Source organism: Paenibacillus sp. R14(2021) (assembly GCF_019431355.1).
In the GTDB taxonomy this organism is placed as follows: Bacteria; Bacillota; Bacilli; order Paenibacillales; family Paenibacillaceae; genus Paenibacillus_Z.
The window spans coordinates 1,868,713-1,884,982 of the sequence record NZ_CP080269.1; the positions used below are offsets into that span (position 1 = coordinate 1,868,713).

The following is a 16,270-nucleotide window of genomic DNA, read 5'->3' on the forward strand; positions in this document are numbered from 1 at the left end:
CATCGGATCAATGACCCGGTGTCTTCGATCAATGCTCTAGCAGCGCCAGCACGCGAAGCCAAGTCCCCGTGCTCCGTTCATCCTTCATCGCCGTATTGCGTACCGTAATCCGCATCGCCTCCACCTGCGATTGCGAGGCCAGCCTCACCGGTACCGGCCGCCAGAACAGCGGACACCATTCGTCGAACGGATTCACGGTCTGGAACGGCCCTCCGTTGACGGCGAATTCCAATATACCTGAATCCGGCCCGCAGATTAGCAGCAAGCCTGCCCCATGTCCGTTCACGTCGAAGCTAAATTCCGCCTCCGGCGAATCAGACGCCAGATGTTCGGCAGCATAGCGCCAATTGACCATATTTTCAGGTCTCTGCTGCATGTGAAGCAGCTTCACGCCATAGGTCCCGGACATGTCGCGCATGGATGCCTGCCCATACGAGTCTTCCAGCAGCGGCGCTGGCAGCACCGTGGTCCCCTGCGCGCTTTGCGCCGAATTGGGCTTCAGTACATGATCCAGAAATTCACGCAGCAATCCAGCATAGCATGCATACCCGGCATCATTCGGATGCGTCCGGTCAGGCGCAAGCTGCTCCCACGTCCCTTCGCCAGCCGCTAGCCAGTCGCGTACTCGTCCAGAGAAGGATACAGATGGCAGTCCGTAATGCACGGCAACCTCCTCATGAACGGATATGAAGAACGGATCCACCTCTGCCAGGTTGTGCTCATCTGCGGAATAGAGCAGCACGATATCAGCCTGAGGTGACAGCCTGCGGCACTGACGAACGATCCCCTCCATGCTTCGGATCGTCTCCGCCCTTCCTTCAGCAGAGTGTTCCCGGTGCTGACTGTCATTGACTGCAAATTCGATGAACAAGAGATCAATGCCATCGCTCACCGGTACATGGGACTGCAGCCGATGTGCGCCGAGCGTGGAATTCGTCCCCCCGACCCCGGCATTGACGAAGGTCCATGTGAGAGCCGGATAAGCAGCCTGCAGGAATTGCTCCGTGAGCGCGCGCCAGCTGGAACGATCGGGATCGGAAGCGCCGTAGCCTTCCGTAATAGAGCCGCCGAGAAAAGCGACCGTAACGGCATCGCTGCGGCTTAGCTTCTCCCGAAAACGCGGCAGGCCTTCCCGGGCTGTGCAATAACGATATATGTATGGGCTTACGTTCTGATTGGCGTTCAACTGATTGTTCATGGTTCATCCTCCAACAAGGCAAGCTCTCCGCAATCGCGGAGAGCCGCCTGCTTAAATTTAAGTTGATTGGCTCGTGCTCACCGCCGGAGGACGGGGAATGTAATAATCCTCCTTACGGTGTAATGCGAAGCGAGTCCAGCAGCATGTACGAGGCTGTTTTCTTCACTGCTTTAAACGTGTGGCTGCCCGAAGATAGGCCTGAGATCTGGTATACCGCCTGATTGACAAGCCGCGTCGCATTGTACGTGCTGACCGTCGCCTTGAAGACATTGTCGACGTAAATATCGACATCGCCCTGCCCCGCTTCCTTCTCCGTGATGTACTCGATGCCCGTTCCCGTGAAGGTGTATTGGAAGTAATCGTTGTTCGTTTGCGAGAAATGCACGTCATTGTTGTAATCGCCGAAACCGCGGTTCCCGTTCAGCGACCACGAGCCGGAATACGTGATGCCGGCATCCGAATTGTTGATTTGAATTTTATTGCTGATGACTTTGAAGGCGTCAAGCAGCATGTACGTACCCGTTTTCTTCACTGCCTTGATCGTATGGCTGCCGCTTGACAGGCCGGAGATCCGATACACGCTCTGCTGCGTCAACCGGGTCGCATTATACGTGCTTACCGTGCCCTTAAGGACATTATCGACATAGATATCGATATCGCCCTGCGCTGAATCCTTCTCCGTAATCAGCTCCACACCGGTTCCGGTGAAGGAATACTGGACGTAATTGTTATTCGTCGCCGTGTAATGCACATCGTCCTGATAATCGCCGAAGCCTCTGCTCCCATTGTACGTCCACGTGCCGGAGTAAGTAATCGACGTGTCTGTGTCGTTGACGGCAATGTCGGCCGGGACGCTGAAGCGTAATTTATCCAACAGCATGTACGTGCCCGACTTCTTGACCGCCTTCAGCGTATGCGTTCCGTTCGCGAGCCCGCTGATCGCATAGACGGTCTGCTGGAGCTGCCTTGTAGCGTTGTACGTACTGACCGTCCCCTTCAAGACGTTATCGACGTAAATATCGATATTGCCTTGCGAGGAATCCTTCTCGGTGATGAGCTCGATGCCGGATCCGTTAAACGTGTACTCGAAATAATCATTGTTCGTCTGCGTGAAATGCACGTCGTCCTGGTAATCGCCGAGACCGCGGTTGTAGCTCCGCTGCCAGCTTCCCGTGTATTTGACGCCGGTATCATCGTCGTTGGCCGTTACTGAGCCGCCGGCGGCTCTCACCTTCAGAAGCCGCGAGCCATGCGCAGGCAAACTGACCGAGCTGTAACCGGTATTGAAGGCCCCCAGGTCGGTATGCGTCCACAGGTCGCGGACATTTGCCGCGCCGTTCAGGCCGAGGTCGCTCCAGTTCACCGTCACGGTCGCCGCCGCGCTGCCGAGATTGACCAAGCCGACGGTATACGTCCCGTCGCCGTTGTTTGCGTACCAGACCTGTTGATTCGTTGCGGTCGACACCGGATGTGCCGGGCGTCCTGCTTGGTTGACGGCGATCACCTCATCGTTCGTCAGCAGGCTGATGCCGAAGCTGTCCAGATTCGTCAAATCGTTGCCCGTATACAATTGCGCGGAAGACATCGCCCACAGCGTCATCGCCGTGCGCCGTTCGTCCTGCGTTAAGCCGTCCATCGCGCCGTTGCCGACGTTCAGCGAATCGAAATCGTTCCAGCCGCCGGGTCCCGCATCCCGCCACCACGTCGCGGCATCTGGGAACAGACGGGCAATATTCGCCCATGTGGTCAATGCCGAATTCGTGCAGTAGCACTCGACGTCCCAATCGACGCGCCAGCCGTTCGCATATTGCTTCCAGGTGTCAGCGTAATTGTGATCGAGCGCCCAGGACAGCTCGAACCAGATGCCGTGCGGCGCAAGGGCCTGCGACCAAGCGGCGACGTCGCCGCGGGCATCGATCGTCGTGTCGTTATGACCGGAGCCCGGCGTCACGCTGTCGAACTTCAGGAAGTCCACGCCCCAGGACGCCAGCAGATCCGCAATGGAATTGATGTACTTCTGCGCGCAAGGATTCGAGAAATCGATCTTGTAGCCCAGATTCCAGTAGTCCGCCGTCGTCAGCGGCTGTACCGCGATGTCCTGCATGGAGCATCCCGGTGCGTTGTAGATCGGCAGATCCGCGTTGTACGCTTGCGGCGACAAGCCCGGTATCATATACAGACCGATCTTCTGCCCATTGTTATGCACGTAGTTGATAACGTCGCTAATACCGTTCGGATAAAACGTCGTGCTCGGCACCGGACGGCCGTAGCCGTCGATGCCGCCGTTCCAGCCGGCGTCGATGTTAATGTATTCGTAGCCATGGGATTGCAGCGTCGTATGCATCGCATCGGATTGTGCCTTGATTTGCGCAGCTGTAATCCATGAAGAGTTGCCGGAATATACCTGCATGCTGTAGCTGCTCCAACCCATGTACGGCTTCGCACCGAGTCCGTTATTTGCCGCATGGGCAATTGGTGCTTTAGGGGCGATGAAACCGATCTGGGCAGCGAACAATGCAGCAATCAACAAATATAAACGCAGTTTTTTTACGCTTCGCAGCATGACATGCTTCCTCCTTTTTATACGTACCGTGCTTGCGCCGTACATGTAGAAAGTCAAGCCTTGTGCATGATCCCCGAAGTCGATGGCATTGACCCGATTGACCGGACCATGATGATCCGGCCGTCTCTGCACGATCTTACGGGGTGATTCGAAGCGCATCTAGCAGGAAATTCGTTCCTGATTGCTTGAGCACTTTAAGCGTGTGACTGCCTGGCGGCAGATTCTGAATCTCGTAGACGGCTTGCTGCACTTGCCTGGAAGGATTCGACGTATCAATCGTTTCTTTGAGGACATTATCCACGAATACCTTGATCAGTCCTTGCGCAGCATCCTTCTCGGTTATGATTTCAATGCCTGTACCCGTGAATGAATACTGAAAGAACGGCGGGTTCGGCGTATTGCCCGTTTGGATATGCACGTCGTCCTGATAATCGCCGAAGCCTCGGCCTGAGCTCAACGTCCAGCCGCTGGAATAGGTTATGCCCGTATTCGTGTCATTGACGACGACCTTGGCGGGAACGGTAAACCGTGCTTTATCCACGAGCATGACGCTTCCCGATTTCTTCACGCCCTTGATCACATGCGGCGCATTGGTCAAGCCCGACAGGCTGTACAACGATTGCTCCGTGGTCCGAGCACCGTTGTACGCGCTGATTGTCGTCTTCAGCACGTTATCGACATAGATATCGATATTGCCAAGATTCGGGCCTTTTGGACCGAGCAGCTCGATGCCCGTGCCTTTGAACGCAAAGGTAAATGCATCGTTGTTCACCATTGCGGCATGAATGTCATCCTTGTAGTCGCCGCGGAACGCGAACGCCAGGTTCGTCCGGCCTGCCGGTTTGCTTGCAAGATAGCTTTTCTTGATCGTCACTTGGCTGCCGGACACCGTATAGTCGCTGCCTGCCGTGAGTATGGCCGATCCGTCCTTGATGCTGACCAGACTGCTCGTGTCGACAGACAGGCCTGCGATGACGTCCGCCTGCGCGGAAACCTTCTTGTCAAAGCTTGCAGCATCTGGATTGATCAAGTCCGAAAGGCGAACTTTTAGCCGGTCCAGCAGCATGTAAGAGCCCGAGCGCTTGACGACCTTGAGCGTATGTGCGCCGTCCGTTAGTCCCGCTGCCTTATACGCGAGCTGCTGGACTTGGCGCCCATCACGGTAGGTGCTGATGATTTTCTGCAGCGTGCCGTCCACGTACACGTCGACATCGCCCTGCGAGGCATCCTTCTCCGTGATCAATTCGATGCCGGTGCCCGTAAACGCATATTCAAAATAAGCGCCATTCGTCTCGGCATAATGCACGTCGTCGTTGTAGTCGCCGAGTCCGCGGCCCCGCGAAGTTCCCCATGAGCCCGAATAGGCGATTTGGGCATTGTCATCGTTGACCGACAAGTACCGTCCTCTGGCCGAATCGGTGACGGCGATTACGAGCTGCTGCGCGTCGCCTCCCGAGAAGGAAACGAAGAACGAGTATGTTCCCTCAGCCAACGTGGCTAAATATTCTTTTTTCAAGGTCAATTGATTGCCGGAAATCGAGTAATCAGTCGTTGGCGAAAGCGGTATAACGCCGAGCGAGACGCTAGTAAGCGTATTGCCGTTTAACGATAGGGCAGCGGTGACATCAGCCTGAGACGCTATGTCAAAGCTGGCCGCCGATGGACTGACGGTGCTGTTTTGTGAAGCGGAAACGATCGTTGCCTTCAATCTGTCGAGCAGCATGTAGCTGCCGGATTTTTTGACGACCTTGAGCGTATGCGGCGCGTCGGCCAAGCCCGCAGCGCTGAAGACGCTTTGCTGCGTAAGCCGGCTGGCGTTGTATGTGCTGACCGTTTGCTGGAACACGTTATCGAGATAGATGTCGATGTCGCCCTGCGAGCTGTCCTTCTCCGTAATGAGCTCGATGCCCGTTCCCGTGAAGGCATACTGGAAAGAATCATTATTGTTCTCGGTATAGTGGACATCGTCGTTGTAATCGCCTAAGCCGCGGCTCCAGCTGTACCCCCAGCTGCCCGTATAGGCGATCCCTGCGTCCGAGTCGTTAATAGAGAGCGTCTGCACGGACGTATCCTGAACGGTGATCGCAAGCGTCTGCGAGGCGCCTCCGGCATAGGAGAACGTCAGCCGCGTCATGCCGACGGGCTGTGCAGCCAAATAGGCTTTCTTGATCGTCACATCGCCGCCCGTTACGGTGTAATCCGTTCCGGACACGAGTACGGTGCCGTTGTTCGCGATCCCGTTCAGACTCGGACTGCCCGGCGTGATCGTCGTACTCACATCCGCCTGCGCCGACGCCTTCTTATTGAACGAAGCCTGCGCCGGAATGATCAGATCAGGCGCCGTAACGTCCAGACGGTCGAGCAGCATGAACGAACCCGATTTCTTGACTGCCTTCAGCGTATGGGCGCCTTCCGCCAGCCCCGTTACGCTGAATACGTTTTGCTGCACGAGACGGCTCGCGTTGTAAGTGCTGACCGTTTGCTGGAAGACATTATCCACGTAGACGTCGATATCCCCTTGCGAAGTATCCTTCTCCGTGATGAGCGAGGCTCCTGTTCCCGTAAACCCGAATTCGAAGGACGCATTGTTAGATTCGGTATAATGCACGTCGTCGTGATAGTCGCCGAGTCCGCGTCCCGAGCTTCGCTGCCATACGCCCGTATAGGCAATAGCTGCATCATCGTCGTTATACGAACTGACGACTCCGTTCGTAGTGTCCGTCACTACAACCGATAACGTGACAGGCGAGCCGGCGCTGAACGCAAACACAAGACTAGTCGTACCGACCGGCTGCGCGGCCAAATAGGACTTCTTGATCGTCACCTGACTGCCGGATAAGGTATAGTCAGTCCCGGCTGTCAACGACGCCCCGCCGTTTGTGATTCCGCTAAGCGTATTCCCGTTTAACGTCATCGCTGCCGAGATATCCGTCTGCGCGGTTGTTTTCTTGTTGAATGAAGCCTGTGCCGGCTGGATCGCGCTATTCAGCGTACTGGTATCGCCAACTTCGATAACCAGATTTTGCGAAGCGGCTGCAAGCTCCTGCCCTCCGTTCCGGGACCAGCTGCCCGTATAACGGAAGTCCTGATCGTCATCGTTCGCCGTCACGGTGCCGCCTTGCGCGGTGACCTTGAACAATCGGGAGCCGTGCGAAGGCAGATTCACCGAGCTGTAGCCGGCGGCAAACGTCCCGAGGTCGGTATGGCTCCAGAGATCGCGGACAGCGCCCGAACCGCTTAGCCCGATATCGCTCCAGTTCACGTTGACCGTCGCTGCCGAGCTGGCAAGGTTAAACAGTCCGACCGTGTAGGAGCCATCCCCATTGTTTGCATACCAGACCTGCTGATCCGTATCCATGCTTACCGGATGCGCCGGGCGTCCTGCTTGGTTGACGGCGATCACCTCATCGTTCGTCAGCAGGCTGATGCCGAAGCTGTCCAGATTCGTCAGATCGTTGCCCGTATACAATTGCGCGGAAGACATCGCCCACAGCGTCATCGCCGTGCGCCGTTCGTCCTGCGTCAAGCCGTCCATCGCGCCGTTGCCGACGTTCAGCGAATCGAAATCGTTCCAGCCGCCAGGTCCCGCATCCCGCCACCACGTTGCGGCATCCGGGAACAAGCGAGCGATATTCGGCCACGAGGTCAACGCCGAATTCGTGCAGTAGCATTCCACGTCCCAGTCGACGCGCCAGCCGTTCGCATACTGCTTCCAGGTGTCGACGTAATTGTGATCAAGCGCCCAGGACAGCTCGAACCAGATGCCGTGCGGCGCGAGCGCCTGCGACCAAGCGGCGACGTCGCCGCGGGCATCGATCGTCGTGTCATTATGACCGGAGCCCGGCGTCACGCTGTCGAACTTCAGGAAGTCCACGCCCCAGGACGCCAGCAGATCCGCAATGGAATTGATGTACTTCTGCGCGCAAGGATTCGAGAAATCGATCTTGTAGCCCAGATTCCAGTAGTCCGCCGTCGTCAGCGGCTGGACCGCGATGTCCTGCATGGAGCATCCCGGCGCGTTGTAGATCGGCAGGTCGTCGTTGTACGCTTGCGGCGACAAGCCTGGAATCATATACAGGCCGATCTTCTGTCCATTGTTATGGACATAGTCGATGACGTCGCCGAGGCCGTTCGGATAAAGCGTCGTGCTCGGCACCGGACGGCCGTAGCCGTCGATGCCGCCGTTCCAGCCGGCGTCGATGTTAATGTACTCGTAGCCGTGCGATTGAAGCGTCGTATGCATCGCGTCCGACTGGGCCTTGATCTGCGCTGCCGTAATCCATGCGGAATTGCCCGAATACACCTGCATGCTGTAGCTGCTCCAGCCCATGTAAGGCTTTGCGCCGAGTCCGTTGTTTGCCGCGTGCGCTGTGTTTCCTCTAGGTGCGGTCACGCCAAGCTGCGCAACGATTAGCAAAGCAACAACCACCCATAAGCGGATTGTTCTGCCTGCCCGTACCTGAATCACGTCATTCATCTCCTTTGCTTATTTGAAATAAAAAACCGGGCGCTTATGCATCGATAATGCGCCCGGTTGCCTAGCTTTGCTTATTTCTTGAATGTGGAAGAATCATATGCCTTTTGGAGAATTTCCAGGTAGCGGTCGAGCTTCAAGTCCTGCAGACCTTTCACGTAGCTGTCCCAGTCCTTATCAAGGCTCTTGTGTCCCGTAATGAATTGCAGCGCGTTCTCGTCGATATACGTTTTGATGTTGGTTTGCAGCATCGTCGCCTCGTCGACTTCAGCCGGATCCAGCCAAATTGCCCACAGCGGGAACAATTCCTTCGGCTCATGACCTTGGTAGAGCAGCGTTGCTTGGTAAAGACGACGCTCGTAGTTAGCGGAATCGTAGATGTCCGTTCCTTGTACGTAGCTGTCGCGGTATTCTTTTGGCATGTAGAAGTGAGCCATGCCGCTCCAGCCGGCGTTGTGCGGAGCTTCGCCTTCCGACATCGGGATTGGAGCAACCATCGGTTTTACGCCTTCGCCAAGCGCAACTTCGCCGTCTTTTGGATCTCTCCAGTCAATACCTTTCATACCGGATGCGCCATTTGTTTGGCCTTCAGGCGTAAACATGTAATCAACCAATTTGATCAGCGCGATTTGTGCTTCTTTACTTGCTTTGCTTGTGATTGCGAATTTCGCGCCAGGAGCAACGCCGCCGCCGTCATGCGTAGCCAGCGAAACGCCATTCGGACCTGTAAGCGGTGGTACTGGGTTGTAGTCTTTGGAGTTTTTGTTGCCGTGATCGATGTTTAGGAAGATTGCCGGGTGCATGCCTGCGCCTGCGCCGAGAATTTGCGCATCGCCGTTTTCGCCGATTTTTTTGAACGCTTCGGCATTTTGCGTGAACGCTCCCGGATCGATCAAGCCTTCGTCGAACAACGATTTGATGTACGTCAAGCCTTGCTTCCATTCGTTCGTTACAGCGGAGGAACCAACTTTGCCGTCTTGCATCATCAAGTGGTTGCGATCGTCGTCATAGACGAATGCATCCATCAAGTAAGGAACGACACGTACGCCGAAATCTTCCGTCGAGCCGCTGAGCGGCACTTCGTCTTTTTTGCCGTTGCCGTTTGGATCTTGGTTTTTAAACGCTTCCAAAACCTTTTTGAATTCGTCGGTCGTTTTCGGCATTTGAAGCTTCAGCTTTTCCAGCCAGCTCGTATTCAGCCACATTTTGTTCGGATACGAACAGTGGAAACATTGCGAGTAAGCAGGGAGACCGTAGATGTTGCCGTCCGGCGCTACGCTGAATGCTTTGAAGTCCGCATTGCTGTCGAGAGCTGCCTTAATGTTCGGTGCATATTGATCGATCAGATCGTTCAGCGGAATTAACACGCCTTGCTTGCCATACTTGATCAGGTCCGCTTGCGAGAATTGATCGACGTAGGCTGTCAGCATGTAAGCATCCGGGAAGTCGCCGCTCGCCAGGGAAATTTGACGTTTCTCCTTGGCACCGTCCCCAGGGATTGCTTCAAAGCTGAATTTGATGTTGAATTTATCTTCCACGAATTTCGTGAACTTGTTTGTCGCGAGGTCGATGTTTTGCTCCTGAACGGCGAACAGCTTGATGTCTACAGGCTTAGCAGGTTCAGCCGTATTCGTATCGGCAGGCTTAGTATCATTCGTCGCTGCCGTATTAGCCGGCTCGTTGCCTGAAGCCGTATTACCGTTTCCGTTGTCTTTGGAGCAAGCTGACATTACCATGCTGGTCATCATGACAATTGCAAGCAAGCTTACCATTCTCTTTTTTAACACGTACAATCGCTCCCTTTTTAGTTGATTCTCTTTGGACTGTTTCGCCATCCTGTGTCAAACGTACCGTAGAGTCTGTACGCTTGAAGCGGCATCACCCCTTTCATTGCAGCCGTCCGGATCAGCCTTTGACAGATCCGACCAGCATCCCTTGGACGAAGTAGCGCTGCACGAACGGATAAATAATGAGCACCGGCAGCGTTGCCACGACAATCAACGAGTATTTCAGAAGCTCGGCCAGCTGCTGGCGTTCGACCTGCTTCATGGCGTCCATGTTGGAGCTGCCGCTGTTGTTCTGAATGATGATGCTGCGCAGAATCAACTGCAGCGGGTACTTGCTTGCGGTTTTCAAATAAATCAGCGCATCGAAGTACGCATTCCATTGTCCTACCGCGTACATGATGACGAGTACCGCGATAATCGGCTTGGACAGCGACAACACGACGCTGCGAATGAAGCGGATATCGGTACAGCCGTCGATTTCACTTGCTTCTACGAGCTCTGCCGGTATGGACTGCTGGAAGAACGACCTTGCAATGATGACCTGCCACACCCAAACGGCGTTCGGGATGATCAGTGCCCAGCGCGTGTCGATCAAGCCCATGCTCTTCACGACCAGATAGGTCGGAATAAGTCCGCCGCTGAACAGCATCGTGAACGTAATGATCATCATGATCGCATTGCGCCCAAAGAAGGTCGACCGCGACAGCGGATAAGCCAGCATGATGGTCAACGTAACACTGATCAGCGTACCTGCTGCGGTATACAGCAAGGAATTGCCGTAACCCGACAAGACTTGCGGGTTTTTGAACAGCGATTCGTAGCCCTTCAGCGAAATATCGACAGGCCACAGCCATACGCGTCCCGACGAGACGGCATCCGGGCTGCTGAAGGAGCTGCTAAAGATGTAGATCAATGGATAAAGCACCGCCACCAGCACGAGTGCCAGAATGATGTAAATGACGGTTAGAAACACTTTATCGCCGGATGATTCTCTGATTTTATTCGTTACCTTAGTCATGAACACACCTCTTCATTACCAGATGCTGGATTTCAAAAACCGACGTGCCATTGCGTTTACGGTGAACAACAGCACCAGATTGATGACGGAGTTAAACAGGCCGACTGCCGTGGCAAAGCTGTAGTTCGCATTCAGCAGGCCGATCTGATACACGTAAGTCGCGATAATCTCCGAATTGGCGATGTTCAGTTTATTTTGGAGCAGATACACTTTCTCGAAGCCGATTGCCATGACGTTCCCGACGTTTAGAATCAAGATGATCGAAATCGTCGGCAGAATACCCGGCAAATCGACATTCCATATTTTCTGGAAGCGTGATGCGCCGTCCACCTTGGCGGCCTCATACAGCGTCGGGTCGACCCCGGACAGCGCGGCCAAATAGATAACGGCTGAATAGCCGGCCGTCTGCCAAATATCGGACCAGACATAAATCGACGAGAACATGCCCGGACTGCCTAGGAAATTGACGGAATCCAGACCCAAGTGATTCAAGAATACGTTTACAAATCCAAGCCGAGGCGCTAAGAAGAGCATGATGATCGATACCATGACGACTGTGGAAATAAAATACGGCGCGAAAGTCACGAGCTGCACGAAGCGCTTGAACTTCTGGGCGCGCACCTCGTTTAACATCAGCGCCAGCAGAATCGGAATCGGGAATCCGGCAAGCAGCAGATAGAAGCTGAGCGTAATCGTATTCTTCACGATCGTGCCGAACAACGGATTCTCGAAGAACATTCTAAAGTTGTAAAGACCAACCCACGGACTGCCCCAGATGCCCTTCGTCACGTAATAGTCTTTGAAGGCTAGAACCGCGTTCAGCATCGGGTAGTATTTGAAAATAATAAAGAATAAAAACGGCGGTGCGACGACGAGATACAATTGCCAATGTCTTGCGAAACTCTTTCTTGCGCCGAGACGTTTGCCAGCGGCTTCCAAAAAAATCCCCTCCTAGTGAATCGAGCCTTGATGTGTGACAGCGCTTTCTACAGGATCGATCATAGGTGATTTTTAGGACCTCAGGGTAGGTACAATTGCGTCTTTCAGCGTACAGATCTCCCGAAATCCGGGGGACATTTGCGCGTCAAACGGCCATCTGAGCGTTCGCTGCCCGCTGAATGACGCAAAAAAGCCGACCGCGAATACCGCGGCCGGCCCCCTTGCATTATTTGGAATTTATATCGGATGCCCAACTGTCGTAGGCCTGCTGCATGATGCCTACATATTTTGCCGTTCCAAGTGATTTCAGCCCATTTACATAGGTGTCCCAATCCTTGTCCAAGTCCAATTCGCCCGTTATGAATTGAATGGCGCTCTGATCGATCATATTTTTGACATTGGTTTGGATCATACTCGCTTCGTCGGCATTCGCGGAATCCACCCACACCGCCCACATCGGAAAAAACTCCTTCGGTTCATGGCCCTCGTACAGTTTGGTCGCTTGAAAGAGCCTTCGTTCATACCCGTTCGGCGCATAAATGTCACTATCCTGCACCCAACTGTTCCTGTAGGCTTTCGGCATATAGAAATGACCCATCCCGCTCCATCTTGTATTGCGGGGCGGTTCCCCTTCCCTCTCCGGAATACTTACGAATTGAGCAGGAATATTAGGATCGAGTGCCTGCTCCCCTTTAATTGGCTTACGCCAATCGATGCCTTCTGTGCCTACTTCAGCCCCTACCTGGCCTTCAGGTGTATAGAGATAATCGGCAATTCGAATGAGCTCGATTCGCTCCGCCAGACTCGCCTTGTCCGTTATGACGAATTTGGCCCCCGGCGTTATGCCGTCCTGAAAATAAACGGAATACGCTGCATGCGGACCTTGCAGAGGCGGTGCAGGCGCATAATCGCTTCCTCGTTTGTTGCCTGGACCCGTATTCACGAAGATCGCTGGGTGCATCGCCGCTCCAGCCCCCAAAATTTGAACGCCTTCATTCTCGCCCAATTGCTTGAAAGCATCGGCGTTTTGCGTAAACGCCCCTAAATCGATCAGCCCTTCGTCATATAAGGATTTGACATAAGCCAATCCCTCGCGCCAAGCCGGCTTATCTGCGGCCAAACTGACTTTTCCGCCATTGACGTCCAGATAGGTGCGATCGTCATCATAGATAAATCCATTCATGAGATAAGGCAGTATGCGTACGCCATAATCCTCCGTAGAGCCGCTAAGCGGAATCTCGTCTCTCAAGCCGTTTCCGTTAGGATCATTGTACTTGAACGCGCGAAGCACGGCTTGAAAGTCCTCCGTCGTCTTCGGCATGTCCAAATGCAGGCTCTTCAACCAGTTGCTGTTTATCCACATTTTGTTGGGAAAGGAGCAATGATAGCATTCGCTGAAGGCGGCCAGTCCATAAATATTGCCATCCGGCGCCGTATTAAGCGAGCGCAGCTCCGGTTCTTTGGCGAAGGCTTCCTTGATATGCGGCGCATAATGATCGATAAGATCGTTCAGCGGATAGAAAATCCCCTGTTTGCCGTAGCGAAGAACGTCCGCTTGCGTGAACTGGTCGACGTAGCTTGTCAGGATGTAGGCATCGGGATAATTGCCGCTCGCCAGTGAAATTTGACGTTTCTCCTTGGCGCCTTCATACGGAATGGTCTGCCAATCAAATGAAACATTGAATTTGTGCTCAAGCGCAAGGGAAAAACTGTTCGTTTTTAAATTCTGATCCGTTCCCTGCTGCGCGAAAATACTGATTCGGAGCGGCTTCGCGGCAGGCTTATCCTGCTGCTTGGCGCCATCGCAGGCAGGAAGCGCCAAGAAGAGGAATGCGCAGAGCGAAATCGCGGTCCAACCTGACCGAATAGGCTTCTTCAACGCTAGTCCTCCTTTCAACCCTCGGCAGTCTGCCGGTACGAACTTGGTGAAACGCCAGTGACTCGTTTGAACGCTCTGCGGAACGAATGCGAGCTGTTGTAGCCGACGCGGGAAGAGATTTCATCCACCGTATATCGGTTTTCCCGCAGCAGTGTAACGGCGTGCTCCATGCGAACTTGCTCTAGATAATCGGACAGGTTGGAGCCGGTCACTTCCTTAAACAGCTGGGAAATATATTTCTCCGGCCGTTCCACCTGCTCCGCAACCCGGTACAGCGTCAGCTCCGAATCCGAGAAATGCTCGCCGATATAGGCTTTAATGCCTTCGACCGTTCTCGTATGGCTGTCGTTCTTGCGGCTGACGACAACCGCACACATCGCATCCGCGATATCCTCGATCTCCGTCTGAAAGGTCCGCTTATCGGGCGCTTGAATCGCAATGATGCGGTCCTTCAACTGCTCGAACATGCCGGATTCCATGAATGTCTTCTGGTCCAGCAGCTTCAGCAGCGAGCCTTTAAGCTCTCCGACGAGCTGCTGCCACATCTCGACCGACAACTCGCGCTGCTCGGTATTGAGCGACAGTACGGATCGAACCATGCGCCTCGCCTCGTCCGTTTCACCTGCCCTGATCGTCCCGATCAAACGCAGCTCCATATCGAGCGGATAGTAATAGGTTGCGCTCTCCATACTCGTCTCATCATACCAGACCACGCCTTTGCGATCGGCGTGCAGCGCATGCTCGAGCGTTTGCTTGGCTTGCTCATAAGACACATTGACTTCCGTCTCCGAGCCGAAGAGATCACCGAGCGCTGCCGTGAAGGTAATGCGGTATTCCGCGAAGGCCTGCCGGGATAACTGCTCCAGCAGCGCGGCGATCTCGCTGCGGCCGAGCCTATTGCCGGTCTCCGCTTCCTTGGAAGCGAACACGATGACGATCCGGTCCGAGCCCCAATCGGTCGTAAGCGTAAAGCCGGCAATGTCGAGCAGCGCCTGCTTCAGGATGAGCCTTGCGGCATGCAGCTCGTTCAGCACCTCTACGCTGTCCATGCCGGAATAACCCTGGACATGCAGGATACACACGTAGCCGGAATTACCATAGATCCCCGTATTCGCTTGTGAAGCCGCTGCGAATATCTCCTCCCGGGTCTGCAGTTCTCCGGAAATCAACCTTTTCAGGAAGGCATCCCGAATGAGCGGCAGCTGGCGGTGCAGCTCAGACTCCAGCTGATTGCTGCTTCGAATCATTTCCGCGATGTTCCCGTGCAGGAAGTCGTATTCATTCCGTTCAGCAGTCTCGACCTTGCCGAACTGCTCCTTCACGACAGACACCAGCTTATGGATCGGTACGCTGTTGCGGTAAGCGAGCAGCAGACCGACCAACAGGCCAATAGCAAGCGCAATGCCGGTTATGGTCCATGTCATGATCTTAATCTGGTTCGCATTCTCCAGCAGCGCATGTCTTGGAATGCCGGAGCGGTAGACCCAGCCGCTCGTCTCCGAACGGATCGTGATGACGAGGTCGTCATCGTAAAATTGGCTCGTCTTATGCGGATCAAAACTCGCGTCCTTAGCCAGTGCCTTCATATCGGGCAAGCCGGAGCCCTGCGAAGCGATCGCATGGCCGTAGGCATCACTGATCTGGGTCCATCCGCCGTACTTGTCGGTTATGCCCGTCAATAGGCTCGCAATCGTTTTCTCATCGATAATGACGACGGCTACTGCCGGCGAGGAGCCGCTGAAGCTGTCCAGCGGGAAGGACTGCATATAGGTAACAACAGAAGTCATTGTCCCTTTGTTGTTGAATTTACGGAGGGGCATAATTTCGCTTCGGTGCGTTTTGCCCAGAACGGACTGTTTCCATTCCGCGAGCGACTGATCTTCATAACGGAAGCTGTCATAATAATGCTCGGGACGGAAATACGCGGAGCCCGGCGTCAGGATGACGTTGTAATTGCCCAAGTAAATATAGAATTGCTGCAGAAAATCGTTGGTTTGCCCGAATGTCAGCACGCTGCGAAGCATTTTCCATATGCCGTACACATTCGTTTGGTCTCCGGCGCTCTTCTCGTTCATTAAAACATTCAAATCCGGATTAATCGCGAGCTGCCTCGTGAAGCCTTCGACTTCCGCCATTCGCCGCTCCAACAATTCTTTGCTCTTCTGGAGCTGCATCACGCTGTTCTCGATGGACAGCTTCTCTGTGATTGAAATGGAGGTACGATAAGATATGAATCCGGCGATGCTTGGAATAATCAATATGACGATATAAGACACCAGGAAGCTCCTGAACACGCTTGAAAACTTCTTCATCTGACCCCTCCTCCCCCTTTTTTGTTAGCGCTGTCACGCTTCTCTCTCTATTATCGTACAAAATTCATTTCACCGCACGTGTTTTGTACAACGGAAAAGC

8 protein-coding genes are annotated in these 16,270 nt (G+C 54.2%); all 8 read right to left on the reverse strand.

The window, feature by feature from the left end; genetic code table 11:
* Window positions 1–28 precede the first annotated feature (28 nt).
* Window positions 29–1,198 (reverse strand): SGNH/GDSL hydrolase family protein, encoded by a 1,170-nt coding sequence (locus tag KXU80_RS08920; protein WP_219837844.1) that lies wholly within the window; start codon window positions 1,196–1,198, stop codon window positions 29–31.
* A gap of 112 nt (window positions 1,199–1,310) precedes the next feature.
* Complete coding sequence (locus KXU80_RS08925; protein ID WP_219837845.1) at window positions 1,311–3,761, reverse strand: glycoside hydrolase family 27 protein; 2,451 nt, start codon at window positions 3,759–3,761, stop codon at window positions 1,311–1,313.
* Window positions 3,762–3,897: 136 nt separating this feature from the next.
* Window positions 3,898–8,229: a X2-like carbohydrate binding domain-containing protein gene (locus KXU80_RS08930; protein WP_258171325.1), complete on the reverse strand. Its 4,332-nt coding sequence runs from the start codon at window positions 8,227–8,229 to the stop codon at window positions 3,898–3,900.
* Window positions 8,230–8,309: 80 nt separating this feature from the next.
* Window positions 8,310–10,007 (reverse strand): extracellular solute-binding protein, encoded by a 1,698-nt coding sequence (locus KXU80_RS08935; RefSeq protein WP_219838949.1) that lies wholly within the window; start codon window positions 10,005–10,007, stop codon window positions 8,310–8,312.
* A 133-nt stretch (window positions 10,008–10,140) separates the two neighbouring features.
* Window positions 10,141–11,040: a carbohydrate ABC transporter permease gene (locus KXU80_RS08940; protein ID WP_219837847.1), complete on the reverse strand. Its 900-nt coding sequence runs from the start codon at window positions 11,038–11,040 to the stop codon at window positions 10,141–10,143.
* Window positions 11,041–11,055: 15 nt separating this feature from the next.
* On the reverse strand, window positions 11,056–11,979 hold the full coding sequence (locus KXU80_RS08945; RefSeq protein WP_219837848.1) for an ABC transporter permease: 924 nt from the start codon (window positions 11,977–11,979) through the stop codon (window positions 11,056–11,058).
* A gap of 226 nt (window positions 11,980–12,205) precedes the next feature.
* Window positions 12,206–13,858, reverse strand: a complete 1,653-nt coding sequence (locus tag KXU80_RS08950) for an extracellular solute-binding protein (protein WP_219837849.1) — start codon at window positions 13,856–13,858, stop codon at window positions 12,206–12,208.
* Window positions 13,859–13,872: 14 nt separating this feature from the next.
* Window positions 13,873–16,170: a helix-turn-helix domain-containing protein gene (locus tag KXU80_RS08955; protein ID WP_219837850.1), complete on the reverse strand. Its 2,298-nt coding sequence runs from the start codon at window positions 16,168–16,170 to the stop codon at window positions 13,873–13,875.
* Between the last annotated feature and the right edge of the window lie 100 nt (window positions 16,171–16,270).